Genomic DNA, 15,890 nt, shown 5'->3' on the forward strand with positions numbered 1-15,890 from the left:
AATAATATATTTACTATCGTTAAAATTTTAGTAACTCTAGTTTTTCTAGGTTCTAATAATCAGCAATAGATCAAAATATGTCATATAATTCATAAGTATATATGACATTATCTCTATCATTACTGATAGCATATATTTTTTTATATTTCTCTGAAACAACAAAAGTATCTACACTTTGGTCTAAAATATAATGCGCAATTGGAACACCTTCCCACGACCATATTTGTAAATATTTCCATCCATCCAATTCATTAGCTAATACATATATATATTGATCAGTAGCATATGGAAAAGTTGAATAATAAGCAAATCTACTTTCATCATTAGTTACGTCAGTAGGTTGTTCCATTAGTAGTTCTTTCAACATATTTCCATTCTTATCATAAATCTTCATCATTTTAATATAAGCATAAAAAGATGCGAACTTTTCACCATCTGGTTTACCTACAAGCAACTTATTATATAAGTAAGCTTTAGCTTCTTCATTTCTCCCATATAATAGATCAGGGTAAGGACTAAACGAATGAATGTTATTTTCTTTATCTAATAATGTATATTCATATTCTTCATTATTAGATAAAAAACAATAAGAACTGTCAGATAGAAAAGTAAAACGATTGAGTGGTATTTGGTCTATCGCCAAACGTTTATCAGCATATAGTTTTAGTCTACCATCACCTACGATATCAATTTTCAAATCCTTTATCTTATTTGAAGGTAATTCGAAAGTTTTAAAACCATTAGCTGTTTCAACGAAAACTCGATCTAACAGTAATAATTCATCAGGTCCCTCTCCTTTAGAACCCGCACTAAATAAATATTGGCACTGAGGCAACTTCCAAAAAGAAAACAAAGTATCTTTCTGTTGTTCATAAATTACCAACATATCATGAGCTATAAACATTCGTGTAGCAGATAATATTACTGGAGGTACTAAAATACTATCCGAATGAATTTCAGCAGGTTCTGGTAAAGACAAAAGTTCTTTCTTATGAGAAGTACAGCTACATATAAGAATACTCATAAGGAACAATGCAACAATGTGTGGCTTCATATATTAATCATTATTTTGAGCATTCATTTCTTTGCCCTGCCTCTAATAGCCAATATGATTCGCAATCTTGACATACCCAATCCCATATAGCCAAAGCATCTTGAGAAGATGCCTTTCTCCACTTTCTATAGCACTTTTGCTTATTGGGGTTCGATTCATTTTGTGCAAAAGCTTCTACATTTGCTAAAGCCAAATCAGATAATCTTATTTCAGATCGCGAAGAATACATATTATATCCTGCAACTGCTGCAACAGCAACTATAGAAATGATACCCATTAATTTCTTTTTCATTTTTCTCTATTTTTTATAAATTATTTATATCCAATTTCCCTTCAATCAGAAAATCTTTTCCACAATTCATTTTTATGAAGTTAAGGAGCAAGATAATGTATATCAATCCGACAAGATTTAACAAATCATTAGCCTGCCCCTTTCTTTTCTTGACAATTAATAATCTCTTATCTAATCATCATTTCCTCATATCAAATTTAAAAATATCACTTCCCCCTTCCTCAGACATTTTAATGCCATATATGTATTTATTTGTAGGATTAACTGATATTTTCTCAAGTTTCATATCAGTTTGCATGACTGATAAGAGATTTCCTTCCCAATCAAATTTAAAGACACTAGAGAATACAGATGCATCTGCATTATATAAACAATACAAGAAATCGTTAGTACCAGTCATTGATACAAAATATTTTTTTGCATTGGGAAAATCTAAATATTGCGGATCAGGTTCTGGATAAGTTATTTTATCTCCAACAATCAGTTCTTTTTTTAAATTTCCTGTTAAATCAAATAAATACAAAGCATTTACATTAATCATACCTACGCAAACCGCATCTGCACGCTCATTAACAACCAGGTGATTTTCAAATAGATAAGGCATTATTTTAGAAGAATATTTATTAGATATTTCCTTATCATCATAATAATAATCCACAGAGGATATGTCTTGAGTATTTTTATTATATATGAAAAACAAACCATGCTGCATGTCAGCGTCTATTCCATAAATACAAGAATCAGTTTCATTATACTCTTTTATGGCTGGCATTATCGGTAAAGGTAATACAGTATCAATATTTATTCTTGACAAACTGTTATTATTGAAGGGATTGATTTCCTTCACACTCCAAGAATTCAAATCAACTAATTTTATCTTATTATTTCTTGATTGAAATGAATTGCGCATAAAAAAAGGAAAAAGCAAATCATTTGGTCCTTGACCTTTCATACAATATCCAATCAGTGAAGAAGAATTGATACTAGGAAAAACTTTCAATATTGAATCATTGTAAAAATCTAAACAATAGACAAAAGAATCACTAGCACATATATCATAAAACACATTTAAGCTTGCATTCTCTGATAAATATAAAGTTCCACGAATTTTCTCCGTTGGTACATCTGAAATAAATATCTTTTTATTTTCTACATTTTCACTACAAGCACTAATAAACAATACAATACAATATATTAGCCATCTTCTTTTCATATCAATATTACTTTACATTTTACAATCAGCAGCAGTCGAAACATTTATAAGGAGTTTAAAAATACACTTACCGTTATCATCGTTTATTCTCTTCAAGCTTCCATTAGATGAAAGAGTACCTTTTACTGCTGAGTATAATTTAGGAGGATTTTCATCTTGCGCTAAAGCTTCTACATTAGCCAATACCAAATCTGATAAGACTACATATCTCTTTTGAGAAGAATATATATTATATCCTATAGCCATAACAATAGCAACAAGACTAATAATACTCATTATTTTCTTTTTTCATTTTAATTATTTTATTTACATATTTTCATTTATACTATTTCTCTAAATCCGGCAAAACGCATTTGCCACAAATCTATATTATTTCTATCTTTGCCTGACCTCCTTTCTAACGTGGTTAAGGAGCAGATGATGTAGAAGAAAATCCGGCAAGATTAATCAATTCATCACCCTGCTCCTTTTTAATTAAATTAACGATCTCATCTTCAACCAAAATAAAACTCCACTATTGGTTGATCATTATTTACATCCGTCGCCATAATAGTTTTAGTAGATTCATCTACCCAAATACCATATACATAATGGTCAAGTAAGTACTTACATCGTGGTTCCCCTTTCAAACTGAATACATAGATATACTTTCCCCCATCTGGAAGATGACCGTTATTCTTTGCAATCTCTTTAAAAGTAGTTCCATTAAATACTACATAAATAGCACTATCTGTAACCTGTACATCACTAAATCCCATAATTCCTGTTGGTATTCCATACCCATCAGATATTTTAAACTCAGGCTCACCATTTTTTCCAACACGAATAACAGACGTGCTATCTCTTAAATTATACACTTCAATCACTTCACCTAATTGAGTAACCATTGCCAATACACCGCTATGAGGATTATAATCAAGAAAACTGCGCCATGCTTGTGCTAAAGCCGGTCGAGCATTTTGCAATACCTTCTTCTTTACCGTTGGAATGGTACCAATCTTTCCAATTAACCTCCCATTACGATTTACCGTACATAAACGGTTTTCACCTGAATAATCAGGAATTATAAAGGTAGTATCATTATATATGGCAAAATCAAGCGGTCTTAAAATATCTTCACCCAATGTTACCGCTTCGTCACGGAGCAGCGAATCACTGGATGAAGAAAAACCTAACCGCGTTAATTCTCTTTTATTAGCATCTAATATCCATACTTGATGACTGTAGAAACGGACATTCTCTATTGATAGCATTTCTGTAGGTGAATCACCACGCCTCCCAAAAGAAGATAAATATTGAAAGCTAGGATATTGAAACAAATGAGCATAATAATCAATACCATGCAAATCCATTACAATGGCTTTATCCCCTTCAACTCGTATCCGGAATGGACAACGAAATAAGGCAGTATCAAGCTTTATCACCTCCCCCTTTAACTCTTTCTCATGTGGAAATTCAGAATAAGGAAACACATTCTCTGCATATTCCTTATTTCTTGTTCCACAAGAAATACAGATAAAGAAAAGAAGGCTAATAAAGATCTTCAAGACTATACCCTCCAGCAATATATTCAACCTTTCTATGAGTTACAGGACAATCAAGGGTCCCTGACCCATAACAATGGCTAACGAGAGGATACTCATCAGCAGCAGCCAAAGCTTCTATATTATATAGAAGCAAAACACTCTGCCCACTTTTATGAGAAGCGAAATATTTAGTAGACAAAACAGCTACTATAATGCATAATAGAAAAAGAATTTTTTTCATACTACTTTTGCGTTAAAGATTAATTTTGGTGTAAAAGTAGTAGGAAAATGACAAACAAGGAAAGAATATCGCTAACCAATCCTAACCTAGCATTATTTTTTGCAATATAGAGTCAAGTAAAAATGTAAAAATTCCCATTTCATCGACATTTTTGGCTATTTCATGAAAGAGGTGTCTTCTCAGGAATAATCAACTGATATGTACCATTTTTATTTATTATATTAAATGAAGGATCTATTTTTTTGAGCAATGAACGCAAGCGTCCAATTGCTGAATGCATTCGTTTATCATTGCCTGAATGATCAGGCCACAATTTATCTATGATAAAGTCTTCCTTTAATGTGTATCTATTATCTTTCTCTAAAAAAAATAGTTCCAAGAGTAGGCCTGATTGAGGCTGAATATTTTGCTTAATGCCATCTACCTCTATGATATTCTGATCTGCATAAAATATTATATTTTCGCCTAATATGTAAGAACATAAAGGAATGTTATCCACTCTCTGTACTTCTTTTATTACTTGTTTTTCTACATGAACTTCTTTTATAATTTCTACGGGAATCTCTCTAACGACCTCTACTATTTCATTGCTACGTAATAAATGCTTCTTTCGAAGAAGAACATTATAAAACTTATAAAATCCATATCCCCCAATTATATACAACAATGCATATAGCAGCATCTCCTTATATATTAGACTCCACACAGTATAATGCAAATAACCCATTACCTCTATCTCACACACATAACCAATATAAAAAGTAAAAACTAAATTTGAAGAATTGCACCATTCACTCTGAAACGTATTTTGGGATTTCACGCTACTATTAGCATGTATCAAAGAGATATGCAAAGCTGATTCAAAGAAAACATCTGACTTTAGTAGATGTTCTCTCCATTTAGCATTCAATGAATCTGCAACAAGAGGATTCTTTCTAAATGCAATAGAATGCAAAAAGCGTACGTTAGTATTATTAGATATATTCATTAAACTCTTTTGGGGATTTAATGGATATAAGTGTTTTCCTGACTCATCTTCCAAATAAACAGTATCCGGAATATCAACTATCACAGTATCTAACTTAATAGTGAGAGAAGAATATCCATCCATATTTCTACTTTTTAACTCTTGATCTAATGCCTCAACAATAGTCTTTTTTGCTTTCTCCTTAAGTTCGGCTACTTTGGATTTATAAGTATATCTACAAGCGAAGAAGAATGCAATTCCTCCAATGCAAGCTATAACAGATAACAGAATTATGCTTTTAGACCTCATTTTGTTTTAATTTATGTTGTTTTACAACACAAAGATAACATCTTTCATAACATTTGAAATATTTTCGTTTAAAAGATATAATTCATTCTACTAAATTAAGTACAAAAGTGGTATTATAATCAAATAAATGTCCATAATATAAATAATACCGTATCATTATCTTTAGCTCATTAAATCATGATTGTTTAAATATTTCTCAATTCCACAAGTTCAAAAGCACATTTTCATAAACACCTGATTACAAGCCTTATACAAATCGCTATTTTTTCTTTAAAACCAAAGTATCGTTCCTTTAAAACCAAGACCCCGTTCCTTTAAAACCAACGGGCCTTTGGTTTTAAAGAAACGGACCATATTAAAGCAAAAAGAATAAGTTTGTTAACAATATTCAATATCCGATAACATTACTGGGCACTTATTCCCAGATGATTTTCAATTGTTTATAATTTAGTTCTTTGACATTTTTGTAATCGTGCTCAGTAAGTATCTCATTTACAGGTGTTCTATCCAGTAATGATACTCCTAAAATCTATAGAATTTCGTAGATCGGTCGGCCTACTTTCAATTTGTCAGCAACAATCGCCACCAAGCAGTACGTGATGAGCGCACAATAGACCTGCGTCTTAACAGCATTCATCGTTGTACCCCAGAATGACAAACCATGCCTCAGACTGATCTATGCGATACAAGCGGGAGAAGTCAACGTACCCTCTATCGAAGATATAAAAGCTTCCACTCTCATAATGTAGCCAGTCCATAGCATTGACGTCATGCATCTTAGCAGGAGTTATTAGCATAAAGCTTGGAATGGAAGTCTTCACATCATATAAAGTATGCAGTTTGATACCTCCTTTATGGTTTCTGAATTCAGCCCACCAAAAGACACTTAAACATAAGTTAATGGTAGAAGAATCAAAAGCATACACATTACCTTCAACCGCTGTCTCAAAATCATCCTTGTAGTAACGCTTACGAGCAGTTTCTATCAGTAGATAAACAAACTCTTCAAAGATTTTACAATTACGATTGCGGTTAGCTTTCTCAAGATTTGTACGGGTAACAGTAGAACCGAAACCTAAGTGATAACATTTTGATTGATGGGTTTCTAAAGCCAACATCAAATCTCGCATACTATCGCATGCCATTAACTGACCGAAGATCATGTAGAGCATCTGATTCCAGCAAGTGAAACTTTTCACATACTTGTTGCCGGAATATCTTGCAACGATGTTGTCGAACTGTCTACGAGAAAGAAAATCTGTAAATTGAGCGAAGATATATTTGCCTTGATTCATGCTTTAAGCTTTTGGACAAAGCTAAAAAGAACAAAGTCAATTCTAATCGTCACGCAATAAAAACTTCTGAAAACATTTTCCTCTAGTCATAATCAAATCCCATATTTTTCAATTAATATATCTATAGCATTTTTCTTAAAGTAATATTGATAAACGACAGGGTTATCATCTTCTAACAAATTGCCAACCAATTTAGCTAGAAATCTATCATTACCTTTCAATATTAGCTCCTTGTTAGCATAAAGAAAATCTGCAGAATAAAAACCCAGATGCTCATCTGATACTCCACCAGGCAAAAGTAAGTCAGAATAAAGATTCAAATTAGGATCATAAATATTAGATATTTGAATTGATCTTTTTTTATCCCATATCAACGTACTTTTATTACTAATTGACATAAATAAATAATCAGAAGAAGACTCAACAGCAGTGATTCCCCAACCTATATTACTTTTTTTTAAAGTTTCAATCAATTCAAAAAAGTTCAAGTCTTTATGTTCTTCTATAAAATCTTCACTTGGCTCATTTTCTGGTATATTTACGTAATATCCAGGCATTATTTGACCTCCCTCATATACAAAAAGCTCATTCGACAATGCCGATATAAAAATACATTGATTATCTAATAATGCTATTGGATAATGCAAAAAAGGATAATGTATATTTTGAGTTCCTATTTCTTTTGCTTTTAACAGCGTTTCACCAATGAATGAGTTATTCTTGATTCTGAACACACTGTATTCACTTTTGCTTTGAGAATAATTATTTGGTAACGGATAATATGCAATAAGCTCACCTTCACCACACATCAAGGCAGATTCAATGTTAGCATCTTTGGCATCTAATTGAATTGTATTAAAGTAAGTTCCAGAATAAGTATATTGTAAAATTTTTCTCATAGAATTACAGATAAGACATACCAATTTATTATCACGATCCAAATAGAAATTATCCGAATAAACATATTCATCCGGCCCTATTCCTCTATGACTTATTTCATTAATAAAATATCCTTCTTCATCAAAGACAAATAATCCTCTTGAATCTTTTACAAAGTAAAAATTTCCATCATTCTTTATACATTCAATATCACTTAATAAGCATTCACTTGTTCTCAATGGAACATATTTGACACTATCTACAATATCGTACAAATTGATTTGTATAGGATTATTTCTATTCAAAACATCAATAATTTCAACATCACCTTTATGATTTGAAACCTGTCGTTGACAGGATGACATAGTTAGAAAAATTATCATAATAATTTTTCCCACATGTACCACTCCCGCCAACGAGCTATTATTTCCAGCAATCATTATTACTACTTAATATAATGTGAGTTAGATATAAGATTAAAATATTCTTTTGATTATAAGAAACATAGCGATAAAAGTATTAAATTTATAGTGCTCAATTATAACATTTAAACGATTACCACTATGTTCACAGAGGCTAAAGGTACAGAGATTTATTGTATGGCGGATGATTTCTGCAAGGAATTTGCATTGCAACAGGGAAAATATATGTTCGAAGATACGACTCATACGCATCAGAACAAACCGAACCGTATGAATGATGCGGAAATAATGATTATCCTTATCCTGTTCCATTCGGGAGGATTCAGATATTTCAAGCATATTACAAGGAATATGTCTGCAAGCATTTAACACATCAACTTAATATAGTATAAGGAGATATAATTCTATCTTTCTTCGTTTCCTTACACGAACACAACAAAATAATGACAAATATAAGACCTAGAATACGTATCATTTTTTCAAATAGTATTTCAATATTACAGGATTATCATCTTCTTTCAACTGTGTCATTTTTAAAATATCCTCAGATGACATGAATTTGGGATCTGTATATATAGCGACTTCGTCTGGATGACAAATTGCCATTAAAATATTATCTACTATACCAAAACAAAATTTCATAATAAAAGGCTTCTTATCCCTCAGTAAAAATCCCTCTTTCTTTTTTCTGTTAAATATAAAATTACCGCCAGTATCTCTATTCTGTACAAAAACAACATAAACATAATCATCATTAAAGAATTTAATCAATGGAATAACATAGTTAGAACTTCGTAAAAAATCAGCTCTCCCTGCTGTTTCTTCTGTTAATTCCATCATTTCTTTATCTGATTTATATTTTTTTGCAGTTGCACATCCCGGTAAATCGTCTTCTTCTATCATTGAATCCCCAAAGTCTAGATACATAATAGGAGTAAGCTCCATTGCTTTGTCATCAATCTGATAAAAATAATAATTAACACCATTAGGTACAAAATAGAACTTTTCACCTATTGTATAAAATTTCTCCTTGTCCATCGTATTTTCTACAGAAATAGTTCCACTATAACCAACATTAGTAATTTGCTGAGTTTTCAAATTTGCAAATAACACTTCTTCATCTGTCCAAATAAAAGGATTAGTAAATACATATTTATCAAGACTTAAGGCCATAAGACTATTAAGCGCAAATTTTGATTTAATTTTTCGTTTTGATAATAATTTAAAATCAAGGCTATATGTATATATTACTCCATATGGATCCAACAAATCAATTCCTTTTAAAAATGGATTAAATTTTATATCTACAGCCATAGAATACTCTTCAGGCCCTTGACCTTGTCTATTTATTGAATTAGAAATAAATTTACCTGTACCTGAAAATGTAGAGACAACTTGATCTTTATCATAAATCGCATATATATCCATTGTTTGGTCATACATGACTTTTTTAAATTTACCTATTAATGATGAATCTTTCGTTTCTAAAGGAGTAATTTCTATTTTCTCTAGAAACACGGAAGCATCAGAAGAAGCATTACGTACTTCAATAGGTATTTTTTCGATACCATCAATGATTTTTTGTTTATTAGATGAGCAAGCACATATAATCATTAACAATAGAAGTATAATTATCTTATTCATAATATAAATTGGGTATTTTCAATTATTTCTCAGGGGTAATCCCCTGAGAAATAATCCATTAAACTATTCAATTCGGGCATGTAGTGATACATGAATATATTTTAATAGCAAACAATGCTGTGATACTTAAAAAGATTTTATTCATAAACTTTTTTATTATTTATAAGAGCCTGTTAAAAAATGATTGAAATAAAAAATAAGAAGATTTTCGTACCTGCCAAGGTATTCCTTTATTTGTAGTGACCAAACTATAATAAAGAGTTTAACGGAAACCGAATCGCAATATATAACAAAAGTATTGAACCTGCAAGTCCGAAAGCGAAAATATGATTTACGTATGATATGAACGCTTACGTGGTAGGTACTTTATTAACATTATTCGATTTGCATAATTCTATTCAAATAACTACCTTTACGGAAAATTGAAACAGGTATGACTAAAGAAATTAACCCATTTATAGTAACTGGAAAAATAGAACCCGAGTACTTCTGCGATCGCGTGAAAGAATCAGAGAGGCTGGTTAAATCATTAACCAATGGCAATAACCTTGTCATTATCTCACCCAGAAGAATGGGTAAAACGGGACTAATCCGTTTCTGTTATGAGAAACCTGAAATAAAAGAAGAATATTATACTTTCTTCATTGACATACTCCATACATCAAGCTTAAGAGAATTCACTTATCTGCTTGGCAAAGAAATTTATGAAACACTATTGCCCCGCAGTAAGAAAATGGCAAGCCTGTTTATCCAGACAGTTAAATCAATCAATGGTAAATTCGGATTTGACCCGCTGACCAATCTACCTACTTTCAATCTGGAACTGGGGGATATTGATCGACCCGAATATACACTGGAAGAAATATTTCAATGTCTGATAGCAGCAGACAAACCTTGTATTGTTGCCATCGACGAGTTTCAACAAATTGCTAAATATCCCGAGAAGAATATAGAAGCATTACTACGCACACACATACAGACAATAGAAAACAGTAACTTCATCTTTGCCGGAAGTGAACGGCATATGATGCAGGAAATGTTTCTATCTTCATCCCGTCCATTCTACCACAGTGCCGATATTTTGGAACTGAAAGCCATTGTACCGGAAATCTATATACCATTTATCGCAGACCATTTCCAAAAAAGAAAACGGCATATTGAAATCGAAAATATAGAAAAAGTATATCGGCTATTCAAAGGACATACCTTTTATATTCAAAAAACATTCAATGAAGCTTTTGCAGATACACCGAAAGGGAAAGAATGTACACTGGAAATTATCAAAACAGCTATAGATAACCTTATTGCATATAATGATACAATCTTTCGGGAAATCTTATCTAATATTCCCGAAAAGCAGAAGGAATTGCTTTATGCCATTGCCAAAGTAGGTGAAGCAGAAAACGTCACATCAGCGAAATTTATCAAACGATACAGTCTGACATCCGCAAGTTCTGTACAGTCCGCAACTAAAAAACTGCTTGAAAAAGACATTATTACAGAAATCAATAAAGTATATTCGGTTACCGACAAGTTCTTTGGTATGTGGATCAATACTATTTATGGCAATAAATATACCCTTTAGCAAAAACGCAACTACAATTACCATCAAATAAATCACAAAGTTAACACAATATATGGTAATTACCGAATGCCAATTATATTATTATGTTCTCACTATAAATATTTTAGCCCTATTTCTCTTCAATATCCTTGTTTTTCAAAACACATACGTTATCTTTGTAGTTATAGTACAAAATAAAGCAAAACAAAATGAAATCTAAAAACATCATTCTATTGTTTACTTTGGCATTGCCATTGTTCAGTTGTAGTGAATCACAAAAAAGAGTATCCTTTAGCGAAAGCACAACTGCTAAATCTACCGCTTTGAAGGAAGCCTTTATCTCCATTCCAATGGATATAAAAAAGAAAGGAGATATCTTATATGCCGGTGATTTTAAAGGAGACAGCCTTTTATACTGCTATAGTCTTAGTGAACAACGCTTTGTAAATCAAATGCTGCCACAAGGACAAGGACCTGATGAATTTTTAAGCCCTGTCGAATTCTTTCTGTCTGATTCGTCTGCCTTCATACACAATCGATGGCACTTCACAGCGCAAAACTATATATTCAACACGAAAGACTTTTCCATCCAGCGACAAGGAGAGTTGATACACCTGCCCATGAGCATTGACAGAGTCTATCCGATAAGCGAATCACGCTTTATAGCGTCCGGTGTTTTTGAAGATTGCAGATTCCTTATTTTAGATAATGACGGCAATGTTATATCCAAATGCGGCGACTTCCCGAACTATCAAAGTGGAGAAGAAAACATACCCAATACGGCTAAAGGTATGTTTCATCAATCACAATTCGGTTACAACACCGACCGGAAACGTCTGGCATGTGCTACCAGTAATGTACTTGAGCTATGGGACTATAAGCCGGAAACATTAACGCTCCATAAAAGACTATTGTTAGCACCCTATCATTATCAGTTCAATTCAAGCCCAGACGGTGTGTATGCGGAAAGTGATAATCCTGATGCCGAACTGGGAGCACGAGGCATTGCCGTTTCCAATAACTATGTTTATGTACTGTATAACCCAAACACCAATCGGATGCACGAAGAACAAAAAGAAACTCTAAACAGCGAGATTTGGGTTTTCGACTGGGAAGGAAAACCGATACGTAAAATTTTGACAGATACTCATATAGAATGCTTCTGTGTAGATGAAACCGATACTTCATTTTATTGTGTAATGACTGCACCGGACTATTGTATTGGGATAGTGTCACCATCCCATTAACATAGTGACAGTATGTGCCAAGGATAGTGTCACTATCCCGAGCACATACTGTCACTATAACAAATCGAATATTTTGAGCTATTCTTGTCCTAGTCCGCCCGCTGTGTAGGCAGCGTAAACTCCTGAGAATCACAGATTACCCCATTCTCATCGGACACCGCTACGCGGAAAGTCACTTCACCATCTTTCAGCTTACTTCCGGCATAGACTGTAGCCGTATAGCGGATACCCTCACCCGGAAGAATTTCTTCTATCATTACAGTAGGAGAAATGCCGATATGTTTCACTTTCCCGACCGTCTCTACAATAGGAACCACGTCATAAACCGGATTCCGTCCTTCATTCATGATTTCAAAGATGATCTTGCTGCTTTCTCCCCCGTCTATCGCATGATTACGGTTATCGTCAATAAAGCGAATCTTGCGCAGTTTCAACTGAGTCAGTTGCTGCTGAGTCTGTGTCCGAGGTTTAAACTTAGAGTGAGACTGCCCTTGTCTGACTTCCGGAACGTAAGCATATTCCTCTATCGGATCCGGTTTCGGAGCAGTCAGCGCATTCCCTATCGCTGCACCGGCAATGGTGCCAACAATATTTCCAATGGCAGAGCCGCGATATCCGCCCCTCCAGCCACGATTATTATCTCCGATAAGTCCGCCTATCGAACTTCCCAGACTTCCCCCAATTGCAGCACCACCTACAATTGCTCCGGGATTTCCCATACGTCCCGATGCACATCCGCTCAACATCAGAGCAGAAAGCAGAATTACAGTTAGTTGTTTCCTCATGATCATCTCTAATTTTACTATGATTACTCTATCACTTTAAAACGTGCAAAACGCAACAATAGTTGCTTGTCCCCTGCATTTTTAAAATGAATCGTTGCTTTTGCATTATCACCCGTTCCTTCTACCCTGATCACTTCGCCCAAGCCGAAACGTTCGTGTTCTATCATCTGCCCCGCCTGCACTCCTGTTACAGATGCCGAACCGGCTGAAGCCGACCGTGTACTGCTTCCACTCACCGCACTGACCTTCTTCAAATTCTTCGGCACACTGGGTGCAATCACCTGAGTCTTCGGACGTTCACGATCAGAAAATTTAGTACCATAAGGCGTTCGTGTAGGAGATGCCGCACGTGTAAATCCACCTTCGATCTCCCTGCGGAAACGCCCCGCACCTTCATCCACCGACCGGCTGACTCCCGCCTCATGCGGCAACCGCAAATAATTCACATCGATATCGCGCAAGAAACGGCTGGGACTTCCAAACTCCATCTTTCCATAACGGAAACGGGTCTTGGCAAAAGAAATATAACAATGTTCTTCGGCACGGGTAATAGCCACGTAGAACAAACGACGCTCCTCTTCCAGAGCACGGGGAGAATCGCCCACCATACCACTAGGGAAAAGATTTTCTTCCAGTCCCACTACGAATACGTTTTTAAACTCCAGCCCCTTGGCCGAATGAACGGTCATCAACGTTATCTTTTCTCCATCATCCGCTTTGTCCGAGTCCTGATCAGTAAGCAAGGCAATCTCCGAAAGGAAATCTGTCAGAGAAATATTCGGGTTGCCTTCTTCCTGCCGCAACGCGCAGAAATCATTCATACCATTCACCAATTCCTCAATGTTTTCCTTACGACTCAGATTCTCCGGCGAAGTATCCTGACAGACATCATTGATGATGCCGGACCGGCGGATAATATCCGTTCCTATCTCATACGCACTCTTGTCCACCTGATCGGTCATAAAGCCTTCTATCAGTTCACGGAAACCTTGCAGTTTGGTGTGCGTACCTTTATTGATATTCAGCCCATAGCTCAATGGTTCGCAAAGCGCCGCCCAAAGGCTGACACCATTTTCAGTGGCAGCGGAGATGATTTTTCCAACCGTCGTATCACCGATGCCACGGGCAGGATAATTAATGATTCGCTTGAATGCTTCTTCATCATTCGGGTTCACTACCAAGCGGAAGTAAGCAATGACGTCCTTAATCTCCTTACGCTGGTAGAATGAAAGTCCGCCATAGATTTTATAGGGCATACTCCGTTTCCGAAGAGCCTCCTCGAAAACACGGCTCTGCGCATTCGTACGGTATAATATGGCAAAATCAGCATAGCCGTAACTATGTTCCCGACGCAGTTCAGCTATCTTATTGGCTACGATATCCCCTTCTTCCACATCACTGTAAGCCTGAAACACGCCAATCGGTTCGCCACGTTCTTTTTCAGAGAATACTTCTTTCCGAATCTGACGTTCATTCTTTTCGATCAGACTGTTGGCAGCACAGACAATGGTTTGCGTAGAACGATAATTCTGCTCCAGTTTAAAGACTTTCGTATTAGGATAAACCTTCGTGAAATAAAGGATATTATCAATATCCGCTCCACGGAAAGAGTAGATGCTCTGCGCATCATCGCCTACCACACAAACACGCTGATTTTCTTTCGTCAGCTGGAGTACGATACTATGCTGGGCATAATTCGTATCCTGATACTCGTCCACCAGCACATAACGGAACTGCTCCCTATAACGGGCCAGCACTTCCGGAAAGTCGCGGAACAGAATATACGTATACACCAGCAGATCATCGAAATCCATAGCTCCCGCCTGACGGCATCTTTCCCAGTAACGGGTATATATTTCACGGACAGCGGGCACTTTGGCTGCCATATCTCCTTCATACGCTTCTTTGTTGGCAGCATATCCCGTAGGAGAAACCAAATGGTTTTTGGCACTTGAAATGCGGGCCTGCACCATCCCCGGCTTATATGTCTTTTCGTCCAGTCCCATCTCCTTGATGATGGAACGGATCAGACTTTTACTATCCGCCGAATCATAAATGGTAAATTGGGAAGTGAATCCGATATACTTTGCTTCGGCACGGAGAATACGGGAAAAGACGGAATGGAAGGTACCCATCCACAAATAACGTGCCCGCTCCATGCCCACCTGACGGGCTATACGATCTTTCATCTCACGCGCCGCCTTATTGGTAAAGGTCAGTGCGAGGATGTTCCACGGTTGATAGCCGTTTTCCAGCAGATAGGCAATTTTATAAGTCAACACACGTGTCTTTCCCGAACCTGCACCGGCTATCACCAGCGAAGGCCCGTCATTATAAGTCACTGCTGCACACTGACTCTCATTTAATTCCTCTATATAGTTGGTATTCATAACAGCATTATAAAAACAATGAGGATTTTTAACAAACCCTTGGCGTTCAAATTTGTTTCAAT

14 protein-coding genes and 1 pseudogene are annotated in these 15,890 nt (G+C 35.3%); 3 read left to right on the plus strand and 12 right to left on the minus strand.

Annotation, left to right across the window (positions count from 1 at the left end):
• Window positions 1-70 precede the first annotated feature (70 nt).
• The 9 genes from NBH01_RS04495 to NBH01_RS04535 form a co-directional block, all read right to left on the minus strand.
• On the minus strand, window positions 71-1,054 hold the full coding sequence (locus NBH01_RS04495; RefSeq protein WP_048693316.1) for a BF3164 family lipoprotein: 984 nt from the start codon (window positions 1,052-1,054) through the stop codon (window positions 71-73).
• A 10-nt stretch (window positions 1,055-1,064) separates the two neighbouring features.
• Window positions 1,065-1,346 (minus strand): NVEALA domain-containing protein, encoded by a 282-nt coding sequence (locus NBH01_RS04500; RefSeq protein ID WP_048693319.1) that lies wholly within the window; start codon window positions 1,344-1,346, stop codon window positions 1,065-1,067.
• Window positions 1,347-1,524: 178 nt separating this feature from the next.
• The gene (locus NBH01_RS04505) at window positions 1,525-2,559 is read right to left on the minus strand and encodes a hypothetical protein (RefSeq protein ID WP_065421888.1); all 1,035 of its coding nucleotides are present in this window, start codon (window positions 2,557-2,559) and stop codon (window positions 1,525-1,527) included.
• Between the two features lie 12 nt (window positions 2,560-2,571).
• Entirely contained in the window at window positions 2,572-2,835 is a 264-nt protein-coding gene (locus tag NBH01_RS04510) for an NVEALA domain-containing protein (RefSeq protein ID WP_053088270.1), read from the minus strand.
• A 218-nt stretch (window positions 2,836-3,053) separates the two neighbouring features.
• A complete protein-coding gene (locus NBH01_RS04515; protein WP_250700012.1) occupies window positions 3,054-4,127 on the minus strand; it encodes a BF3164 family lipoprotein in 1,074 nt (357 codons plus the stop codon).
• Entirely contained in the window at window positions 4,090-4,326 is a 237-nt protein-coding gene (locus NBH01_RS04520; protein ID WP_234141050.1) for an NVEALA domain-containing protein, read from the minus strand. The genes NBH01_RS04515 and NBH01_RS04520 overlap by 38 nt, the downstream gene beginning before the upstream one ends.
• Before the next feature lie 160 nt (window positions 4,327-4,486).
• The gene (locus NBH01_RS04525; RefSeq protein ID WP_048693334.1) at window positions 4,487-5,602 is read right to left on the minus strand and encodes a hypothetical protein; all 1,116 of its coding nucleotides are present in this window, start codon (window positions 5,600-5,602) and stop codon (window positions 4,487-4,489) included.
• Window positions 5,603-6,225: 623 nt separating this feature from the next.
• The gene (locus tag NBH01_RS04530; protein WP_425285382.1) at window positions 6,226-6,897 is read right to left on the minus strand and encodes an IS4 family transposase; all 672 of its coding nucleotides are present in this window, start codon (window positions 6,895-6,897) and stop codon (window positions 6,226-6,228) included.
• Between the two features lie 92 nt (window positions 6,898-6,989).
• Window positions 6,990-8,216, minus strand: coding sequence for a DUF4934 domain-containing protein (locus NBH01_RS04535; RefSeq protein WP_234141048.1), 1,227 nt, complete (start codon window positions 8,214-8,216; stop codon window positions 6,990-6,992).
• Window positions 8,217-8,339: 123 nt separating this feature from the next.
• On the opposite strand from NBH01_RS04535, the pseudogene NBH01_RS04540 reads away from it, so the two are divergent.
• Window positions 8,340-8,572: pseudogene (locus NBH01_RS04540) on the plus strand (IS982 family transposase); the annotation flags it as partial.
• A 97-nt stretch (window positions 8,573-8,669) separates the two neighbouring features.
• On the opposite strand, the gene NBH01_RS04545 reads toward NBH01_RS04540, so the two are convergent.
• Window positions 8,670-9,842, minus strand: a complete 1,173-nt coding sequence (locus NBH01_RS04545) for a DUF4934 domain-containing protein (protein ID WP_234141046.1) — start codon at window positions 9,840-9,842, stop codon at window positions 8,670-8,672.
• A 433-nt stretch (window positions 9,843-10,275) separates the two neighbouring features.
• Here NBH01_RS04545 and NBH01_RS04550 point away from each other — a divergent pair, with 433 nt between their 5' ends.
• Together NBH01_RS04550 and NBH01_RS04555 are read left to right on the plus strand one after the other, a co-directional pair.
• Window positions 10,276-11,427 (plus strand): AAA family ATPase, encoded by a 1,152-nt coding sequence (locus NBH01_RS04550; RefSeq protein WP_011107381.1) that lies wholly within the window; start codon window positions 10,276-10,278, stop codon window positions 11,425-11,427.
• A gap of 188 nt (window positions 11,428-11,615) precedes the next feature.
• On the plus strand, window positions 11,616-12,653 hold the full coding sequence (locus NBH01_RS04555) for a TolB-like 6-bladed beta-propeller domain-containing protein (RefSeq protein ID WP_048693344.1): 1,038 nt from the start codon (window positions 11,616-11,618) through the stop codon (window positions 12,651-12,653).
• A gap of 89 nt (window positions 12,654-12,742) precedes the next feature.
• Here NBH01_RS04555 and NBH01_RS04560 read toward each other — a convergent pair whose 3' ends face one another.
• Together NBH01_RS04560 and NBH01_RS04565 are read right to left on the minus strand one after the other, a co-directional pair.
• The gene (locus NBH01_RS04560; RefSeq protein WP_008761331.1) at window positions 12,743-13,438 is read right to left on the minus strand and encodes a YMGG-like glycine zipper-containing protein; all 696 of its coding nucleotides are present in this window, start codon (window positions 13,436-13,438) and stop codon (window positions 12,743-12,745) included.
• A 23-nt stretch (window positions 13,439-13,461) separates the two neighbouring features.
• Window positions 13,462-15,828: an ATP-dependent helicase gene (locus NBH01_RS04565; protein ID WP_217726871.1), complete on the minus strand. Its 2,367-nt coding sequence runs from the start codon at window positions 15,826-15,828 to the stop codon at window positions 13,462-13,464.
• Between the last annotated feature and the right edge of the window lie 62 nt (window positions 15,829-15,890).

This window comes from Bacteroides sp. B1-V-101 (genome assembly GCF_023656585.1).
GTDB lineage: Bacteria > Bacteroidota > Bacteroidia > Bacteroidales > Bacteroidaceae > Bacteroides > Bacteroides thetaiotaomicron.

Bases quoted from the DNA above. Each gene is read 5' to 3' on its own strand.
- NBH01_RS04495 (WP_048693316.1), bottom strand. From the start codon at position 1,054: ATGAAGCCACACATTGTTGCATTGTTCCTTATGAGTATTCTTATATGT.
- NBH01_RS04500 (WP_048693319.1), bottom strand. From the start codon at position 1,346: ATGAAAAAGAAATTAATGGGTATCATTTCTATAGTTGCTGTTGCAGCA.
- NBH01_RS04505 (WP_065421888.1), bottom strand. From the start codon at position 2,559: ATGAAAAGAAGATGGCTAATATATTGTATTGTATTGTTTATTAGTGCT.
- NBH01_RS04510 (WP_053088270.1), bottom strand. From the start codon at position 2,835: ATGAGTATTATTAGTCTTGTTGCTATTGTTATGGCTATAGGATATAAT.
- NBH01_RS04520 (WP_234141050.1), bottom strand. From the start codon at position 4,326: ATGAAAAAAATTCTTTTTCTATTATGCATTATAGTAGCTGTTTTGTCT.
- NBH01_RS04525 (WP_048693334.1), bottom strand. From the start codon at position 5,602: ATGAGGTCTAAAAGCATAATTCTGTTATCTGTTATAGCTTGCATTGGA.
- NBH01_RS04530 (WP_425285382.1), bottom strand. From the start codon at position 6,897: ATGAATCAAGGCAAATATATCTTCGCTCAATTTACAGATTTTCTTTCT.
- NBH01_RS04535 (WP_234141048.1), bottom strand. From the start codon at position 8,216: ATGATTGCTGGAAATAATAGCTCGTTGGCGGGAGTGGTACATGTGGGA.
- NBH01_RS04545 (WP_234141046.1), bottom strand. From the start codon at position 9,842: ATGAATAAGATAATTATACTTCTATTGTTAATGATTATATGTGCTTGC.
- NBH01_RS04550 (WP_011107381.1), top strand. From the start codon at position 10,276: ATGACTAAAGAAATTAACCCATTTATAGTAACTGGAAAAATAGAACCC.
- NBH01_RS04555 (WP_048693344.1), top strand. From the start codon at position 11,616: ATGAAATCTAAAAACATCATTCTATTGTTTACTTTGGCATTGCCATTG.
- NBH01_RS04560 (WP_008761331.1), bottom strand. From the start codon at position 13,438: ATGAGGAAACAACTAACTGTAATTCTGCTTTCTGCTCTGATGTTGAGC.
- NBH01_RS04565 (WP_217726871.1), bottom strand. From the start codon at position 15,828: ATGAATACCAACTATATAGAGGAATTAAATGAGAGTCAGTGTGCAGCA.